This window comes from Mesorhizobium sp. B2-3-15, assembly GCF_006442875.1.
Lineage (GTDB): Bacteria > Pseudomonadota > Alphaproteobacteria > Rhizobiales > Rhizobiaceae > Mesorhizobium > Mesorhizobium australicum.
On the sequence record NZ_VFVO01000015.1, the window covers coordinates 1 to 16,228 of the forward strand.

29 protein-coding genes are annotated in these 16,228 nt (G+C 61.6%); 28 read left to right on the forward strand and 1 reads right to left on the reverse strand.

All coding sequences use genetic code 11. From position 1 onward, the window contains the following. From FJ954_RS26075 to rplQ, 28 genes are all read left to right on the forward strand, one after another. Window positions 1-708: EF-Tu/IF-2/RF-3 family GTPase (locus FJ954_RS26075; RefSeq protein ID WP_246681154.1), on the forward strand; the 708-nt coding region annotated here is incomplete at its 5' end. A gap of 69 nt (window positions 709-777) precedes the next feature. After that, complete coding sequence (rpsJ, locus tag FJ954_RS26080) at window positions 778-1,086, forward strand: 30S ribosomal protein S10 (protein WP_010909272.1); 309 nt, start codon at window positions 778-780, stop codon at window positions 1,084-1,086. Between the two features lie 61 nt (window positions 1,087-1,147). Further along, window positions 1,148-1,870, forward strand: coding sequence for a 50S ribosomal protein L3 (rplC, locus tag FJ954_RS26085; RefSeq protein WP_015317985.1), 723 nt, complete (start codon window positions 1,148-1,150; stop codon window positions 1,868-1,870). Continuing rightward, entirely contained in the window at window positions 1,870-2,490 is a 621-nt protein-coding gene (rplD, locus tag FJ954_RS26090) for a 50S ribosomal protein L4 (protein WP_015317984.1), read from the forward strand. The genes rplC and rplD overlap by 1 nt, the downstream gene beginning before the upstream one ends. Further along, window positions 2,487-2,780, forward strand: coding sequence for a 50S ribosomal protein L23 (locus FJ954_RS26095; protein ID WP_010909275.1), 294 nt, complete (start codon window positions 2,487-2,489; stop codon window positions 2,778-2,780). The genes rplD and FJ954_RS26095 overlap by 4 nt, the downstream gene beginning before the upstream one ends. A gap of 23 nt (window positions 2,781-2,803) precedes the next feature. Beyond that, window positions 2,804-3,637, forward strand: a complete 834-nt coding sequence (gene rplB, locus FJ954_RS26100) for a 50S ribosomal protein L2 (RefSeq protein WP_015317983.1) — start codon at window positions 2,804-2,806, stop codon at window positions 3,635-3,637. A gap of 16 nt (window positions 3,638-3,653) precedes the next feature. Further along, window positions 3,654-3,932: a 30S ribosomal protein S19 gene (gene rpsS / locus FJ954_RS26105; RefSeq protein WP_015317982.1), complete on the forward strand. Its 279-nt coding sequence runs from the start codon at window positions 3,654-3,656 to the stop codon at window positions 3,930-3,932. Between the two features lie 2 nt (window positions 3,933-3,934). Next, window positions 3,935-4,324, forward strand: a complete 390-nt coding sequence (gene rplV, locus FJ954_RS26110; RefSeq protein ID WP_010909277.1) for a 50S ribosomal protein L22 — start codon at window positions 3,935-3,937, stop codon at window positions 4,322-4,324. Next, window positions 4,324-5,049: a 30S ribosomal protein S3 gene (gene rpsC, locus FJ954_RS26115; protein ID WP_013895697.1), complete on the forward strand. Its 726-nt coding sequence runs from the start codon at window positions 4,324-4,326 to the stop codon at window positions 5,047-5,049. Before rplV ends, rpsC begins: the two co-directional genes overlap by 1 nt. A gap of 27 nt (window positions 5,050-5,076) precedes the next feature. Next, window positions 5,077-5,490, forward strand: a complete 414-nt coding sequence (rplP, locus tag FJ954_RS26120) for a 50S ribosomal protein L16 (RefSeq protein ID WP_006205460.1) — start codon at window positions 5,077-5,079, stop codon at window positions 5,488-5,490. Between the two features lie 13 nt (window positions 5,491-5,503). Next, the gene (rpmC, locus tag FJ954_RS26125; protein ID WP_006205459.1) at window positions 5,504-5,704 is read left to right on the forward strand and encodes a 50S ribosomal protein L29; all 201 of its coding nucleotides are present in this window, start codon (window positions 5,504-5,506) and stop codon (window positions 5,702-5,704) included. An 11-nt stretch (window positions 5,705-5,715) separates the two neighbouring features. After that, window positions 5,716-5,955: a 30S ribosomal protein S17 gene (gene rpsQ, locus FJ954_RS26130; RefSeq protein WP_010909280.1), complete on the forward strand. Its 240-nt coding sequence runs from the start codon at window positions 5,716-5,718 to the stop codon at window positions 5,953-5,955. A gap of 72 nt (window positions 5,956-6,027) precedes the next feature. Continuing rightward, window positions 6,028-6,396, forward strand: a complete 369-nt coding sequence (gene rplN, locus FJ954_RS26135) for a 50S ribosomal protein L14 (protein ID WP_006205457.1) — start codon at window positions 6,028-6,030, stop codon at window positions 6,394-6,396. Window positions 6,397-6,408: 12 nt separating this feature from the next. Then, complete coding sequence (gene rplX / locus FJ954_RS26140) at window positions 6,409-6,723, forward strand: 50S ribosomal protein L24 (protein ID WP_015317981.1); 315 nt, start codon at window positions 6,409-6,411, stop codon at window positions 6,721-6,723. Continuing rightward, window positions 6,716-7,294, forward strand: a complete 579-nt coding sequence (gene rplE / locus FJ954_RS26145; protein WP_023773630.1) for a 50S ribosomal protein L5 — start codon at window positions 6,716-6,718, stop codon at window positions 7,292-7,294. The genes rplX and rplE overlap by 8 nt, the downstream gene beginning before the upstream one ends. 27 nt (window positions 7,295-7,321) lie before the next feature. Continuing rightward, the gene (gene rpsN, locus FJ954_RS26150; RefSeq protein WP_013895695.1) at window positions 7,322-7,627 is read left to right on the forward strand and encodes a 30S ribosomal protein S14; all 306 of its coding nucleotides are present in this window, start codon (window positions 7,322-7,324) and stop codon (window positions 7,625-7,627) included. Between the two features lie 12 nt (window positions 7,628-7,639). After that, window positions 7,640-8,038, forward strand: coding sequence for a 30S ribosomal protein S8 (gene rpsH, locus FJ954_RS26155; protein ID WP_006205453.1), 399 nt, complete (start codon window positions 7,640-7,642; stop codon window positions 8,036-8,038). An 88-nt stretch (window positions 8,039-8,126) separates the two neighbouring features. Beyond that, window positions 8,127-8,660 carry a 50S ribosomal protein L6 gene (gene rplF, locus FJ954_RS26160; protein ID WP_013895694.1) on the forward strand — a complete coding sequence of 178 codons (534 nt, stop codon included), beginning with the start codon at window positions 8,127-8,129 and terminating at the stop codon, window positions 8,658-8,660. A 137-nt stretch (window positions 8,661-8,797) separates the two neighbouring features. Next, on the forward strand, window positions 8,798-9,157 hold the full coding sequence (gene rplR, locus FJ954_RS26165; RefSeq protein WP_140664326.1) for a 50S ribosomal protein L18: 360 nt from the start codon (window positions 8,798-8,800) through the stop codon (window positions 9,155-9,157). A 132-nt stretch (window positions 9,158-9,289) separates the two neighbouring features. Then, on the forward strand, window positions 9,290-9,853 hold the full coding sequence (rpsE, locus tag FJ954_RS26170; protein WP_006333394.1) for a 30S ribosomal protein S5: 564 nt from the start codon (window positions 9,290-9,292) through the stop codon (window positions 9,851-9,853). A 24-nt stretch (window positions 9,854-9,877) separates the two neighbouring features. Further along, entirely contained in the window at window positions 9,878-10,075 is a 198-nt protein-coding gene (rpmD, locus tag FJ954_RS26175; RefSeq protein ID WP_006205449.1) for a 50S ribosomal protein L30, read from the forward strand. Window positions 10,076-10,097: 22 nt separating this feature from the next. Continuing rightward, complete coding sequence (rplO, locus tag FJ954_RS26180) at window positions 10,098-10,571, forward strand: 50S ribosomal protein L15 (RefSeq protein WP_015317977.1); 474 nt, start codon at window positions 10,098-10,100, stop codon at window positions 10,569-10,571. 193 nt (window positions 10,572-10,764) lie between these two features. Further along, window positions 10,765-12,105, forward strand: a complete 1,341-nt coding sequence (gene secY / locus FJ954_RS26185; protein ID WP_015317976.1) for a preprotein translocase subunit SecY — start codon at window positions 10,765-10,767, stop codon at window positions 12,103-12,105. Beyond that, the gene (locus tag FJ954_RS26190) at window positions 12,102-12,698 is read left to right on the forward strand and encodes an adenylate kinase (protein ID WP_015317975.1); all 597 of its coding nucleotides are present in this window, start codon (window positions 12,102-12,104) and stop codon (window positions 12,696-12,698) included. The genes secY and FJ954_RS26190 overlap by 4 nt, the downstream gene beginning before the upstream one ends. A gap of 200 nt (window positions 12,699-12,898) precedes the next feature. Beyond that, window positions 12,899-13,267 carry a 30S ribosomal protein S13 gene (rpsM, locus tag FJ954_RS26195; RefSeq protein ID WP_006205445.1) on the forward strand — a complete coding sequence of 123 codons (369 nt, stop codon included), beginning with the start codon at window positions 12,899-12,901 and terminating at the stop codon, window positions 13,265-13,267. Between the two features lie 122 nt (window positions 13,268-13,389). Next, complete coding sequence (gene rpsK / locus FJ954_RS26200; protein ID WP_006205444.1) at window positions 13,390-13,779, forward strand: 30S ribosomal protein S11; 390 nt, start codon at window positions 13,390-13,392, stop codon at window positions 13,777-13,779. 103 nt (window positions 13,780-13,882) lie between these two features. After that, window positions 13,883-14,893: a DNA-directed RNA polymerase subunit alpha gene (locus FJ954_RS26205; protein WP_006205443.1), complete on the forward strand. Its 1,011-nt coding sequence runs from the start codon at window positions 13,883-13,885 to the stop codon at window positions 14,891-14,893. Window positions 14,894-14,997: 104 nt separating this feature from the next. Beyond that, entirely contained in the window at window positions 14,998-15,429 is a 432-nt protein-coding gene (gene rplQ / locus FJ954_RS26210; protein ID WP_015317974.1) for a 50S ribosomal protein L17, read from the forward strand. A gap of 63 nt (window positions 15,430-15,492) precedes the next feature. Here rplQ and FJ954_RS26215 read toward each other — a convergent pair whose 3' ends face one another. Beyond that, the gene (locus tag FJ954_RS26215) at window positions 15,493-16,104 is read right to left on the reverse strand and encodes a hypothetical protein (RefSeq protein ID WP_140664329.1); all 612 of its coding nucleotides are present in this window, start codon (window positions 16,102-16,104) and stop codon (window positions 15,493-15,495) included. Window positions 16,105-16,228: the final 124 nt, after the last annotated feature.

Genomic DNA, 16,228 nt, shown 5'->3' on the forward strand with positions numbered 1-16,228 from the left:
GAATTCCCCGGCGACGACATTCCGATCGTCAAGGGTTCGGCGCTTGCCGCTCTGGAAGATTCGGACAAGAAGATCGGTGAGGACGCGATCCGCGAGCTGATGGCTGCGGTCGACGCCTACATCCCGACGCCGGTTCGTCCGCTCGACAAGCCGTTCCTGATGCCGATCGAGGACGTGTTCTCGATCTCGGGCCGCGGCACGGTCGTCACCGGCCGCGTCGAGCGCGGCGTGGTCAAGGTCGGCGAGGAACTGGAGATCATCGGCATCCGTCCGACGACCAAGACGACCTGCACGGGCGTGGAAATGTTCCGCAAGCTGCTCGACCAGGGCCAGGCTGGCGACAACATCGGCGCGCTGCTGCGCGGCGTTGACCGTGAAGGTGTCGAGCGCGGCCAGGTTCTGGCCAAGCCGGGCACGGTGAAGCCGCACAAGAAGTTCGTGGCCGAAGCCTACATCCTGACCAAGGACGAAGGTGGCCGTCACACGCCGTTCTTCACCAACTACCGTCCGCAGTTCTACTTCCGCACGACCGACGTGACCGGCATCGTGTCGCTGCCGGAAGGCACCGAGATGGTGATGCCCGGCGACAACATCACGGTCGATGTCGAGCTGATCGTGCCGATCGCCATGGAAGAGAAGCTGCGCTTCGCCATCCGTGAAGGCGGCCGCACCGTCGGTGCCGGCATCGTCGTCACCATCAAAGAGTAATTTGGACTTAAACCGATCTGTCGCGGGCGCCGGAGTTGCCCGCGCCGCGCCAGAACAAGGAAGTGACGCATGAACGGACAGAATATCCGCATCCGCCTGAAGGCGTTTGATCACCGCGTGCTCGACGCCTCGACGAAGGAAATCGTGTCGACGGCCAAGCGCACCGGGGCAAACGTCCGCGGCCCCATTCCGCTGCCGACGCGGATCGAAAAGTTCACGGTCAACCGGTCGCCCCACGTCGACAAGAAGAGCCGCGAGCAGTTCGAGATGCGCACGCACAAGCGTCTGCTCGACATCGTCGATCCGACCCCGCAGACGGTCGATGCTTTGATGAAGCTCGATCTGGCCGCCGGCGTCGACGTCGAGATCAAGCTCTAAGGGAATGAGAGCGCGGTAAGGGGCGGTGCCCCTGGCCCGGAACTCTAAAGGAATTGAACCGATGCGTTCAGGTGTGATTGCAAAGAAGGTGGGAATGACCCGCATCTATAATGATGCCGGGGAACATGTTCCCGTCACCGTTCTCCAGATGGAGAACTGCCAGGTCGTGGCACAACGCACGCAGGAGAAGAATGGCTACACCGCCGTTCAGCTCGGCGTTGGCCTCGCCAAGGTGAAGAACACGTCGAAGGCGATGCGCGGCCATTTCGCGACCGCCTCCGTCGAGCCGAAGGCGAAGGTCGCCGAGTTCCGCGTCTCTGCCGACAACATGATCGACGTCGGCGCCGAGATCACCGTCGACCATTTTGTCGCCGGCCAGAAGGTCGATGTGACGGGCACGACGATCGGCAAGGGTTTCCAGGGCGTCATCAAGCGCCACCACATGGGTGGTGGCCGCGCGACCCACGGTAACTCGGTCTCGCACCGTACACATGGCTCGACCGGTCAGCGCCAGGACCCGGGCAAGGTGTTCAAGGGCAAGCATATGGCTGGTCACATGGGCGACACCCGCGTGACGACACAGAATGTCGAGGTCGTTTCGACCGATGCCGACCGCGGCCTGATCCTGATCCGCGGTGCGGTTCCCGGATCGAAGGGCGCCTGGATCCTGGTCCGCGACGCGGCCAAGGTGGCACTGCCGGCCAATGCGCCGAAGCCCGCCGCGATCCGCGCCGTTGCGGCAGCTGCTAAGAACGAGGCTCCGGCCACAGAGGGAGCGGAATAATGGATCTCAAGATCACAACGCTCGGCGGCAAAGACGCCGGCAAGGTGGAACTTTCCGACGGAATTTTCGGCCTTGATCCGCGCGAGGACATCCTGCAGCGCGTCGTGCGCTGGCAGCTTGCCAAGAAGCAGCAGGGCACGCACAAGGCCAAGGGCCGCGCCGAAATCGCGCGCACCGGTGCCAAGATGTACAAGCAGAAGGGTACGGGCCGCGCCCGTCACCACTCCGCACGCGCTCCGCAGTTCCGCGGCGGCGGCAAGGCCCACGGCCCGGTCGTTCGCAGCCATGAGCATGAACTGCCCAAGAAGGTTCGTGCGCTCGGCCTCAAGCATGCCCTTTCGGCCAAGGCCAAGAGCGCGTCGATCATCATCATCGACGAGCTGAAGCTGACCGAGGCCAAGACCAAGGCGCTGATCGCGAATTTCGCGACGCTGGGCCTGACCAACGCCCTGGTGATTGGCGGCGCCGAGCTTGACAAGAACTTCAAGCTGGCAGCCACCAACATCCCCAACATCGACGTGCTGCCCATCCAGGGCATCAACGTCTACGACATTCTGCGCCGCGGCACGCTGGTCCTTTCGAAGGCCGCCGTCGAGGCTCTCGAGGAGCGCTTTAAATGACCGACCTTCGTCACTACGACGTGATCGTCTCGCCGGCGATCACTGAAAAGTCGACCATGGCCTCCGAGCAGAACCAGGTCGTCTTCAACGTCGCCAAGAAGGCGTCGAAGCCCGAAATCAAGGCCGCCGTCGAAGCGCTGTTCGGCGTCAAGGTGATGGCCGTGAACACGCTTGTCCGCAAGGGCAAGATCAAGCGCTTCCGCGGCACGATCGGCCGCCAGAGCGACGTCAAGAAGGCGATCGTGACGCTGGCCGACGGCCAGTCGATCGACGTCGCGACGGGTCTCTGAGCAAGGCCGCGAGGACAACAACAATGGCACTGAAAAAATTCAACCCGGTAACGCCGAGCACCCGCCAGCTGGTCATCGTCGACCGCTCGGGCCTCTACAAGGGCAAGCCCGTGAAGGGCCTGACCGAGGGTCTGACCAAGTCGGGCGGCCGCAACAACCACGGCCGTATCACCGCCCGCTTCATCGGTGGTGGCCACAAGCGTTCGTACCGCATCATCGACTTCAAGCGTCGCAAGTTCGACGTTGTCGGCACGGTCGAGCGCATTGAATACGATCCGAACCGCACGGCCTTCATCGCACTGATCAAGTATGATGATGGTGAGCTGTCCTACATCATCGCTCCGCAGCGTCTGGCTCCCGGCGACAAGATCGTGGCTGGCGAAGCGGTCGACGTTAAGCCGGGCAATGCGATGCCGCTGGCCTCGATGCCGGTCGGCACCATCGTCCACAACATCGAGCTGAAGCCGGGCAAGGGCGCCCAGGTCGCCCGGTCGGCAGGTGGTTACGGCCAGTTGGTCGGCCGTGACCAGGGCATGGCGATCCTGCGCCTCAACTCGGGCGAGCAGCGTGTCGTTCACGGCTCCTGCATGGCCACCGTCGGTGCCGTGTCCAATCCGGACCACGGCAACATCAACGACGGCAAGGCCGGCCGCACGGTTTGGCGTGGCAAGCGTCCGCACAATCGCGGCGTGACCATGAACCCGGTCGACCACCCGCATGGCGGTGGTGAAGGCCGCACCTCCGGTGGCCGTCATCCGGTCAGCCCGTGGGGCAAGCCGACCAAGGGCAAGAAGACGCGGTCCAACAAGGCGACCGACAAGTTCATCCTGCGCTCGCGCCATCAGCGCAAGAGCTAAGAAGAGGTAACGCCAAGTGACTCGTTCTATTTGGAAAGGCCCCTTCATCGACGGCTACCTTCTCAAGAAGGTGGACAAGGTTCGTGAAGGCGGTCGCAATGAGGTGATCAAGATGTGGAGCCGTCGCTCCACCATCCTGCCGCAGTTCGTCGGCCTCACCTTCGGTGTCTACAACGGCCAGAAGCATGTTCCCGTTTCGGTGAACGAGGACATGGTCGGTCACAAGTTCGGTGAATTCGCTCCGACCCGGACCTATTACGGTCACGGCGCGGATAAGAAGGCGAAGAGGAAATAATCATGGGCAAGGCCAAAGCTCCGCGCAGGCTTGCTGACAACGAAGCGCGCGCCGTGTTGCGCACGATCCGTATCAGCCCGCAGAAGCTGAACCTGGTTGCCGCGCTGATCCGCGGCAAGAAGGTCGCGACAGCGCTTTCCGATCTCGAATTCTCGGCCAAGCGGATTTCCGGCACGGTCAAGAAGACGCTGGAATCGGCAATCGCCAACGCGGAAAACAACCACGACCTCGATGTCGATGCGCTGGTGGTGGCGGAAGCCTATGTCGGCAAGTCGATCGTCATGAAGCGGTTCCACGCTCGTGGCCGTGGTCGCGCCAGCCGTATCGAGAAGCCGTTCTCGCACCTCACGATCGTCGTTCGTGAAGTCGAAGAAAAAGGGGAGGCCGCATAATGGGCCAGAAAGTCAATCCGATCGGTCTTCGCCTCGGCATCAACCGCACCTGGGATTCGCGCTGGTTCGCGAACACCGGCGAGTACGGCAAGCTGCTGCATGAGGACATCAAGATCCGCAAGTATCTTGAGAAGGAACTCAAGCAGGCCGCGATCTCGAAGGTCGTGATCGAGCGTCCGCACAAGAAGTGCCGCGTCACCATCCATGCCGCGCGCCCGGGTCTGATCATCGGCAAGAAGGGCGCCGACATCGAGAAGCTTCGCAAGAAGCTGATGGAGATGACGAAGTCCGAGACGCACCTCAACATCGTTGAAGTGCGCAAGCCGGAAATCGACGCGACCCTGGTCGCCCAGTCGATCGCCCAGCAGCTCGAGCGCCGTATCGCGTTCCGCCGCGCCATGAAGCGTGCCGTGCAGTCGGCCATGCGCCTCGGTGCCGAAGGCATCCGCATCAACTGCGCCGGCCGTCTTGGCGGCGCCGAGATCGCGCGCATGGAATGGTACCGTGAAGGTCGCGTGCCGCTGCATACGCTGCGCGCCGATGTCGATTACGGTACGGCCGAGGCGAACACGGCGTATGGCATCTGCGGCGTCAAGGTCTGGGTATTCAAGGGCGAGATCCTCGAGCACGATCCGATGGCTTCGGAACGCCGCGCGACCGAGGGTGATGCCGCGCATGGCGGTGGTGGTGATCGCGAACGCGGTCGTCGTCGCGAAAACGCCTGAGACATTTAGGAATTTGGAGTTAGAACGATGCTGCAGCCAAAGCGCACAAAGTTCCGCAAGCAGTTCAAGGGCCGTATCCATGGTACCGCAAAGGGCGGCACCAACCTGGATTTCGGTGGTTTCGGGCTGAAGGCGCTTGAGCCGAACCGCGTCACCGCGCGTGAGATCGAGGCGGCCCGCCGCGCGATCACTCGCGAAATGAAGCGTGCCGGCCGCGTCTGGATCCGCATTTTCCCGGACGTGCCGGTCACTTCGAAGCCGACCGAAGTCCGCATGGGCAAGGGCAAGGGCGCGGTCGATTACTGGGCGGCGCGCGTCAAGCCGGGCCGCATCATGTTCGAGATCGACGGCGTCAATGAAGAAACCGCCCGTGAGGCGCTGCGTCTCGGCGCGGCCAAGCTCTCGGTCAGGACGCGCTTCGTACAGCGCATCGCAGAATAAGGACGGGCTGATCATGAAAGCCGAAGACATCCGGACCAAGACCCAGGACCAGCTGACCGACGACCTGGCCAGCCTGAAGAAGGAGCAGTTCAACCTGCGCTTCCAGAAGGCCACCGGCCAGCTCGAGAAGACCGCGCGCGTGAGGCAGGTTCGCAAGGACATTGCGCGTATCAAGACCATCGCTGCGGAAAAGTCCGCGGCCAAGAAGGCTTAAGGACGAAAACCATGCCAAAGCGCATTCTGCAGGGCACCGTCGTCAGCGACAAGAACGAGAAGACGGTTGTCGTCAAGGTCGAACGGCGCTTCACGCATCCCGTGATGAAGAAGACCGTGCGCATGACCAAGAAGTACAAGGCGCACGACGAGAACAACGCCCACAAGGTCGGCGATCAGGTGTTCATCCAGGAATCGAAGCCGATTTCCAAGGATAAGCGCTGGATCGTCGTATCCTCGGATCAGGCGTAAACAAACGAATTTTGGACAGACCGGGGAGGGGCTTCGAGCCCATCCCGTTAGAAAAGAAGAAGGCGGCCAGTCATGATTCAGATGCAAACAAACCTCGACGTGGCGGATAATTCCGGCGCGCGTCGTGTCATGTGCATCAAGGTGCTGGGCGGCTCGAAGCGGAAATACGCTTCCGTGGGCGACATCATCGTGGTGTCGATCAAGGAAGCCATTCCGCGCGGCCGCGTTAAGAAGGGCGATGTGATGAAGGCGGTCGTGGTTCGCACGGCCAAGGACATCCGCCGCCCGGACGGCAGCGTGATCCGTTTCGACAAGAACGCGGCCGTTCTCGTCGACAACAAGAAAGAGCCGATCGGCACGCGTATCTTCGGACCGGTTCCGCGCGAACTTCGCGCCAAGAACCACATGAAGATCATCTCGCTCGCGCCTGAAGTGCTGTAAGGAGCCGGACCAATGCAAAAGATTAGAAAAGGCGACAAGGTCGTCGTGCTGGCTGGCAAGGACAAGGGCCGTTCGGGCGAAGTCCTCTCGGTTCAGCCGAAGGATGACACCGCGCTGGTGCGCGGCGTCAACATGATCCGTCGTCACCAGAAGCAGTCCCAGTCCCAAGAGGGCGGGATCATCACCAAGGAAGCGCCGATCCAGCTGTCGAACATCGCGCTGGCCGACCCGAAGGATGGCAAGCCGACCCGCGTCGGTTTCGTCTTCCAGAAGGACGGCAAGAAGGTGCGCGTCGCCAAGCGCTCGGGAGAAGTCATCAATGGCTAAGGCTCAAACCAAGCAGGCGACTGCCAACAACACGCCGCGCCTCAAGCAGGTCTACAACGAGACCATCCGCAAGGCGCTGCAGGAGCAGTTCGGCTACGACAACGAGATGCAGGTTCCGCGCCTCGACAAGATCGTGCTGAACATGGGTGTGGGCGAAGCGACCGCCGATTCGAAGAAGCCTTCGGTCGCGGCCGAGGACCTGGCGATGATCGCCGGCCAGAAGGCCGTCGTCACCCGCGCCCGCAATTCGATCGCGGGCTTCAAGGTTCGCGAGAAGATGCCGATCGGCGCCAAGGTCACGCTGCGCAAGGAACGCATGTACGAGTTCCTCGACCGCCTCGTGAACATCGCGCTGCCGCGCGTCCGCGACTTCCGCGGACTGAACCCCAAGAGCTTCGATGGCCGTGGCAACTACGCCATGGGCATCAAGGAGCACATCGTGTTCCCGGAGATCAACTACGACAAGGTTGATCAGATCTGGGGCATGGACGTCATCGTTTGTACGACTGCGAAGACGGACGACGAAGCCAGGGCTTTGCTCAAGGCTTTCAACTTCCCCTTCCGCCAGTAACGGCAGCGAGAAAAGGAAAAATCTGAAATGGCAAAGACCAGCTCAGTCGAGAAGAACAACAGGCGCCGCAAGCTTGCCGACCAGTACGGTCCCAAGCGCGCTGCGCTCAAGGCGATCATCATGGATCAATCCAAGCCGATGGAAGAGCGCTTCCGCGCTCAGCTCAAGCTTGCCGCCATGCCGCGCAACTCGGCCAAAATCCGCATCCGCAACCGCTGCGAAGTCACCGGCCGCCCGCGTGCCTACTATCGCAAGCTCAAAGTATCGCGCATCGCGCTTCGGGACCTCGGCAATAACGGCCAGATCCCGGGCCTGGTCAAGTCGAGCTGGTAAGGAGGACATAACATGTCATTGAGCGATCCTCTCGGCGATATGCTGACCCGCATCCGCAACGCCTATGGCCGCAAGAAGTCGAGTGTCTCGACGCCGGCCTCGCGTCTGCGCACCCGCGTCCTCGACGTGCTGAAGGCTGAAGGCTATATCCGCGATTACAGCCAGACCGATTTCGACAACGGCAAGTCCGAGATCGAAATCGAGCTGAAGTATTTCGACGGTGCCCCGGTCGTGCGCGAAATCGCCCGCGTTTCGAAGCCCGGCCGCCGCGTTTACGTCTCGGCCAAGTCGATCCCGCACGTTGCCAACGGCCTCGGCATTGCCATCCTTTCGACACCGAAGGGCGTGATGGCCGACCATGAAGCACGCGAACAGAACGTCGGCGGCGAGATCCTCTGCCAGATCTTCTGATCCGGCAGCTTACCGCACGTGGAATTCGGTCTTCGGATCGTTCCCGAAGACAGAGACCTGAAACAAGAGAAGTGACGAGGACAACCTGATGTCTCGTATTGGAAAGAAACCCGTTTCGCTGCCGCAGGGCGTGACCGCGACCGTCAATGGCCAGACCGTGACGGCGAAGGGCCCCAAGGGCGAGCTGAAGTTCGTGGTGAACGACGAAGTCCTGGTCAAGATGGAAGGCAGCGAAATCGCTGTCCAGCCGCGCGACCAGACCAAGACCGCCCGCTCCAAGTGGGGCATGTCGCGCACGCAGATCGTCAACATCCTGCAGGGCGTGAAGGACGGTTTCGAGAAGAAGCTGGAGATCACCGGCGTCGGCTATCGCGCCGCCTTGCAGGGCAAGAACCTGCAACTGGCCCTTGGCTTCAGCCATGATGTCGTCTACGAGACGCCGGCCGGCATCACGATCACCGTGCCGAAGCCGACCGAAATCACCGTGGCCGGCATCGATAAGCAGCAGGTCGGCCAGGTCGCGGCGGAGATCCGCGAATACCGCGGTCCCGAGCCCTACAAGGGCAAGGGCGTCCGCTACGCTGGCGAGAAGATCGTCCGCAAGGAAGGCAAGAAGAAGTAGTCGGCTTGGTCCTGAAAAGTTGCAGACTTTTCGGACAGGGACCAAGCCACGGAAGTTAACGCCGCGGGGAGCGGTCGCGGGAGGCGCTTCGCCTACCGCATATGGCGGCCCCTGTTTTTTGAAGGCAAGGAACTATTATGGCTATCAAGGAATCCATCCAGCGCCGCGCGCAGCGCGTGCGCCGTCAGATCAAGAAAGTCGCCGGCGAGCGTCCGCGTCTGTCGGTTCATCGCACGTCTAAGAACATCTACGTCCAGGTCATCGACGACGCCAAGGGCCACACCATTGCCGCCGCCTCGACGCTCGAGAAGGATCTCAAGGGTTCGCTCAAGACCGGCGCTGACATTGCTGCTGCCGCTGCGATCGGCAAGCTGATCGCCGAGCGCGCCACCAAGGCCGGCGTCAAGGAAGTCGTCTTCGATCGCGGCGCCTACATCTATCACGGCCGCGTCAAGGCGCTGGCTGAAGCGGCCCGCGAAGGCGGTCTCAGCTTCTAAGCATGACCCCGAAAAGTTGCAGACTTTTCGGATAAGATCATGCAAGGGAAGAACTAATTTTCACCGTCGGCGACCCAAAGCGGCGCCGGCAATCAGCAACCCGTGCTTCCGGAAAAGAACAAGGAACAGGATATGGCACAGGAACGTAGGGATGGCGGCCGCGGCCGCGATCGTGAAGAACGCGATGACGGCATGGTGGACAAGCTTGTCCACATCAACCGCGTCGCCAAGGTCGTCAAGGGCGGCCGTCGCTTTGGTTTTGCCGCGCTCGTCGTCGTCGGCGACCAGAAGGGCCGCGTTGGCTTTGGTCACGGCAAGGCGCGCGAAGTGCCGGAAGCTATCCGCAAGGCAACCGAATCCGCAAAGCGCGACATGATCTTCGTGCCGTTGCGCTCGGGCCGCACGCTGCACCATGACGTCGAGGGACGTTGGGGCGCTGGCCGCGTTCTGCTGCGCGCTGCCAAGCAGGGTACTGGCATCATCGCCGGCGGCCCGATGCGCGCCGTCTTCGAGACGCTCGGCATGCACGACGTGGTTGCCAAGTCGATGGGTTCGTCGAACCCGTACAACATGGTTCGCGCCACCTTCGACGCGCTGAAGAGCCAGATGCATCCCAAGGATGTGGCTGCCGCGCGTGGCATCAAGTATTCGACCCTTCAGGCCCGCCGCGGCACCGCCGTTGCGGCTGAAGAATAGTCGATCTGACCAGGGATTTTGACCATGGCCAAGAAAGCAACCAAGACCATCACCGTTGAGCAGATCGGTTCGCCGATCCGCCGCCCGAAGGAACAGCGCGCAACGCTGGTCGGCCTCGGCCTCAACAAGATGCACAAGCAGCGCACGCTGGAAGATACGCCTTCCGTGCGCGGCATGATCGCTGCCGTCCAGCATCTCGTCCGCGTCGTGGACGAGGGCTGAGCAAGAGCGCAGGAGAACCCAGATGAAACTCAATGATCTGCGTGACAAGGACGGCGCGACGCACTCCAAGAAGCGTCTCGGCCGCGGCATCGGCTCCGGCTCGGGCAAGACCGCCGGTCGCGGCGTCAAGGGCCAGAAGGCGCGCTCCGGCGTCGCAGTCAACGGCTTCGAGGGTGGCCAGATGCCGCTCTACAGGCGTCTGCCGAAGCGTGGCTTCAACAACATCTTCGCCAAGAGCTTCACCGTCGTGTCGCTGGCCCGTATCCAGGAAGCCGTCGATGCCAAGAAGCTTGACGTCAAGGCGACCGTGACGGCCGAGGCGCTTGTCGCCGCCGGCGTCATCCGTCGCGTCAAGGATGGCGTGCGCGTGCTGTCCGATGGCGAACTCAAGGCCAAGCTCGCCTTCGACGTCGCCGGCGCCTCCAAGGCCGCGATCGAGAAGATCGAAAAGGCCGGCGGTTCGGTCAAGCTGCCGGAAAAGGCAGCCGCCGAGTAACGGCAATTTGAAGAGCGGTCGGCAAGAGTGGTATCCGTTTTTGCTTCCGATCGCGCTTTGACCTGCTCAATTTAGCGGCCGCGTCGACGCGGCCGCTTGCATGTTTACAGCCCGGAGCTTATCTCGTGAGCTTCGGTGAAACGCACCGCCTGACCTCACGGGCCATCAAGCGTTACCAAGCGGAGAATCAGGCATGGCTTCGGCTGCTGAACAACTAGCCTCGAATCTGAATTTCTCGGCCTTCGCCAAGGCGGAGGACCTTAAGAAACGCATCTGGTTCACCATCGGCGCGTTGCTCGTCTATCGCCTCGGCACCTACATCCCGCTTCCCGGCATCAATCCCGATGCTTTCGCCCAGGCCTTCTCCTCGCAGAGCAAGGGCGTGCTCGGCATGTTCAACATGTTCGCCGGCGGTGCCGTGCAGCGCATGGCGATCTTTGCACTCGGCATCATGCCCTACATCTCCGCTTCCATCATCATGCAGCTGATGACCTCGGTCATTCCCTCGCTGGAAGCGCTGAAGAAGGAAGGCGAGCAGGGCCGCAAGGTCATCAACCAGTACACGCGCTACGGCACCGTGCTCCTGGCGCTGGTACAGGCCTATGGCATTTCGGTGGGACTGGAGAACGGCAACGGCATCGTCAGCGATCCCGGCATGTTCTTCCGCATCTCCACCGTCGTCACGCTGGTCGGCGGCACCATGTTCCTGATGTGGCTGGGCGAGCAGATCACAGCGCGCGGCATCGGCAACGGCATTTCGCTGATCATCTTCTCCGGCATCGTCGCCGGCTTGCCGCATGCCATTTCCGGCACACTGGAACTCGGCCGTACCGGCGCCCTGTCGACCGGCCTGATCCTGGCGATCATCGTGCTGGCCATCGTCGTCATAGCGCTTATCGTGTTCTTCGAGCGCGCCCAGCGCCGCCTGCTGATCCAGTATCCGAAGCGCCAGGTCGGCAATCGCATGTTCCAGGGCGATACCTCGCATCTGCCGCTCAAGCTCAACACCTCGGGCGTCATCCCGCCGATCTTCGCGTCGTCGCTGCTTCTGCTGCCGGCCACCGTCGCCGGCTTCTCGCAGACGACCAACATGCCGGCCTGGGCCAGCACGATCCTGGCCTCGCTTGGCCACGGCCAGCCGCTCTACATGGCATTCTATGCGGCGATGATCGTGTTCTTCGCCTTCTTCTACACAGCGATCGTGTTCAACCCGAAGGACACCGCCGACCAGCTCAAGAAGCATTCGGGCTTCATCCCTGGCTATCGTCCGGGCGAGCGCACCGCCGACTATATCGATTACGTCCTTACCCGCATCACCGTCGTCGGCGCCATCTATCTGGTGCTGGTGTGCCTGCTGCCGGAGTTCCTGATCTCGGCGACTGGCGTACCATTCTACCTCGGTGGCACATCGCTTCTGATCGTGGTCAGTGTCACGCTCGATACGGTTGCGCAGATTCAGGGTCACCTGATCGCGCACCAGTATGAAGGCCTGATCAAGAAGTCGAAGCTGCGCGGGGGGAAGAAAGCCAGATGAGGTTGATTTTGCTTGGGCCGCCAGGAGCGGGCAAGGGGACACAAGCACAAAGACTGGTAGAAAAACACGGCATACCCCAGCTCTCGACGGGTGATATGCTGCGTGCCGCCGTTCAGGCCGGTACCGAGGTCGGCAAGCGTGCCAAGGCGGTGATGGATGCCGGCGAGCTGGTGTCCGACGCCATCGTCAACGCCATCGTCGCCGAGCGTATCGATCAGGCTGACTGCGCCAAGGGTTTTATCCTCGACGGCTATCCGCGCACGCTGGTGCAGGCGGATGCGGTTGAATCGATGCTTTCAGAGCGTGGCATTGGTCTCGACACCGTCATCGAACTGGTTGTCGACGACAGGGCCCTGGTTGGTCGAATCGTCAAGCGCGCCGATGATGCAAAGGCCGCCGGCCAGCCGGTGCGCAAGGACGACAATCCCGCCGTGTTCGAAGAGCGGCTGCGGGAGTACTACAAGAAGACCGCTCCGCTGACCGGCTACTATTACGCCAAAGGCAAGCTCAAGACTGTGGACGGCATGGCCAGCATCGACGCCGTAACGGCCGAGATTGAAGCCGTGCTCGCCGCGGCCGAGAAGGCGCGGTAAGGCAATTTAAAGATTAAGCTTGACGGAGACGGCTTGCTGCGGTATGGCGGCCCGTCTTCCTATCAGATGCGCGCTTTGCCTGTCCGCAAGGGCAGGGCAGTCGCTTTGAACTGGAAACTCCCGCAAGGGCCGGCCTCCACCGGACGCGGGGCAATCTGAATAATGCCGGCTTGTCCGGCCCACATGGAGAAGAGAAGAACATGGCTCGTATAGCCGGCGTCAACATTCCGACCAACAAGCGCGTCGTCATCGCGCTTCAGTACATTCACGGCATTGGCAAGAAGTTCGCCCAGGAGATCGTCGACAAGGTCGGCATCCCGGCCGAGCGCCGCGTCAACCAGTTGACCGATGCGGAAGTGCTGCAGATCCGCGAGACCATCGACCGCGACTATCAGGTCGAAGGCGACCTGCGCCGCGAAGTGTCGATGAACATCAAGCGGCTCATGGACCTTGGCTGCTACCGCGGCCTGCGTCACCGCCGCTCGCTGCCGGTTCGCGGCCAGCGCACGCACACCAATGCACGTACCCGCAAGGGCCCGGCCAAGTCGATCGCCGGCAAGAAGAAGTAATAAGAGTGAGTGGCTGGTAGTGGGTGGTGAGGACGTCATCGCTACTCACTAATTCACTATTCACTTTTCCAGGTGGAGCCGCTGGCATTACGGCGGTGTAGAGATCAACTGAAAGGACTATCATGGCCAAGGAAGCCGCTCGTGTTCGCCGTCGCGAACGCAAGAACATTTCGTCGGGCGTTGCCCACGTCAATTCGACCTTCAACAACACGATGATCACCATCACCGACGCGCAGGGCAATTCGATTGCCTGGTCGTCGGCCGGTGCCCAGGGCTTCAAGGGTTCGCGCAAGTCGACCCCGTTCGCCGCCCAGATGGCTGCCGAGGACGTTGCCAAGAAGGCCCAGGAACACGGCATGCGCATGCTCGAAGTCGAGGTCTGCGGACCGGGCTCCGGTCGTGAATCGGCGCTGCGCGCCCTGCAGGCGGCCGGCTTCACCATCACCTCGATCCGTGATGTGACGCCGATCCCGCACAATGGCTGCCGCCCGCGCAAGAAGCGCCGCGTCTAAGCAATTTATCGAACGCCGCGTGAGCGCCCAAGGGCGTTCCTCCACGGTATTCCAGGTCGCCCGCCACGATTGGATGGTGGCGGGTCAACGGAAGGAAAGCATCATGATCCAGAAAAATTGGCAGGAACTGATCAAGCCGAACAAGATCGAGTTCTCGTCGAAGAAGAAGACGCTGACCACGCTGGTCGCCGAGCCGCTCGAGCGTGGCTTTGGTCTGACGCTTGGCAACGCGCTCCGCCGCGTGCTTCTGTCTTCGCTGCGCGGGGCGGCCGTCACCGCCGTGCAGATCGACGGTGTTCTGCATGAATTCTCGTCCATCGCCGGCGTGCGCGAGGACGTGACCGACATCGTCCTGAACATCAAGGAAATCGCAATCCGCATGGAAGGCGATGGCCCCAAGCGCATGGTCGTTCGCAAGCAGGGCCCGGGTGCGGTTCTTGCCGGCGACATCCAGACGGTTGGCGACGTCGAGATCCTCAACCCCGACCACGTCATCTGCACGCTGGACGAAGGCGCTGAAATCCGCATGGAATTCACCGTCGACACCGGCAAGGGCTACGTGCCTGCCGAGCGCAACCGCGCCGAGGACGCGCCGATCGGCCTGATCCCGGTGGACAGCCTCTATTCGCCGGTGAAGAAGGTCTCCTACAAGGTCGAGAACACCCGCGAGGGCCAGGTTCTCGACTATGACAAGCTGACCATGACCATCGAGACCGACGGTTCGATCTCGGGCGAGGACGCGGTGGCTTTCGCCGCCCGCATCCTGCAGGACCAGCTTGGCCTGTTCGTCAACTTCGACGAGCCGCAGAAGGAAGTCGCCGCCGAAGCCGTCACCGAGCTCGCCTTCAACCCGGCGCTGCTCAAGAAGGTCGACGAACTCGAGCTTTCGGTGCGTTCGGCCAACTGCCTGAAGAACGACAACATCGTCTATATCGGCGATCTCATCCAGAAGACCGAAGCCGAGATGCTGCGCACCCCGAACTTCGGCCGCAAGTCGCTCAACGAGATCAAGGAAGTGTTGGCGGCGATGGGCCTGCACCTCGGCATGGAAGTGCCGGACTGGCCGCCGGAAAACATCGAAGACCTCGCCAAGCGTTACGAAGACCAATATTGAGCATGAATTCCAAGGATCGGCGGCGTGAGCCGCTCGATCCGACGGTCATGCGGAAAACCCTCGGAGGCCGTGGCCTCTTGAACAACTGAAGAAGGAAAAGAGCCATGCGCCACGGTTTCAAAGGCCGCCGCTTCGCCCGCAGCATAAGCCACCGCAAGTCGATGTTCGCCAATCTGGCGGTGTCGCTGCTCGAGCACGAGCAGATCGTCACCACCTTGCCGAAGGCGAAGGACCTGCGTCCGATCGTCGAGAAGCTGGTGACGCTCGGCAAGCGCGGCGACCTGCACGCGCGCCGCCAGGTGATCGCGCAGATCGGCAATGAGGGCGTCGTCAAGCGCCTGTTCGACACCATCGCCCCGCGCTATGCCACCCGCAACGGCGGCTATCTGCGCATCATGAAGGCCGGCTTCCGTCACGGCGACAATGCCGCGATGGCGGTCATCGAGTTCGTCGATCGCGACACCTCGGCCAAGGGCGCCGGCGATCGCGCCCGCATCGAAGCCGAAGCCACCGACGCGGATGCCGCGGCCGCATAAGGCTCGGTCTTTCCGAATTGAATTGAAGGGGCCTGCGGGCCCCTTTTTACGTCTGCCGATGTTTTACCGTCCGCTGGCAAGCGCCAGATACTGGCTTCCACTCAACAGCTTCCAATTGAATGCGCCCGGTACCTCTTCAGTCTTCGGGCTGGGGTAAGAATAGATACTGTCGAGGACGGCCCGGGAATCGATCTCCCTCATCGATTGCGACGTGGAGGACGCGCCCAAATACGCTTCGGTGTCCTGATCGCCGATGAAGTCAGTAGCCACATGAAAATGAATCTGAATCAGTCCGGCGCAGATATTCATCCCGATGTCATGGCCAGACGTAGCGTAGAAAACTTTAGCCTGATCTGGAAGCCAAAGGCCGGCCCCCAGGAACTCTGATGGCTTTGTCTTTCCGCTGAGCCCGTCTAGAGAAAGCGCAAAGCAATCGGTGAGAGTCTCCGACTGGCCTTTGAGATAACCGGCCTCTTCGATTTGAAACCAGTTCATCTGGTGCGGTGGCTCGATATCAAAGGAAATTTCGAGCTTTCCGAACGTCCAATAGTCCGGGTCGGCATGCTCAGGCGTGCCGAGCACCTCGACAATCTCGGCCATTGTCATGTCGGGGCGGATCGGTCCCAAGCTGCCGGTCTTCAAAAAGTCACGGAATGACAGGAGTTGTTTTTTCATGTGGGCTGACGAGGTTTTCGGCTTCAGGTTCAGCTTTAGCTGCTTTTACTGCTTAAAATAATCGGGTTTCAGCGGCTTAGCCTTTCATTTTGCACATTCGTCGGGACAATGCGCCCGAACTCGC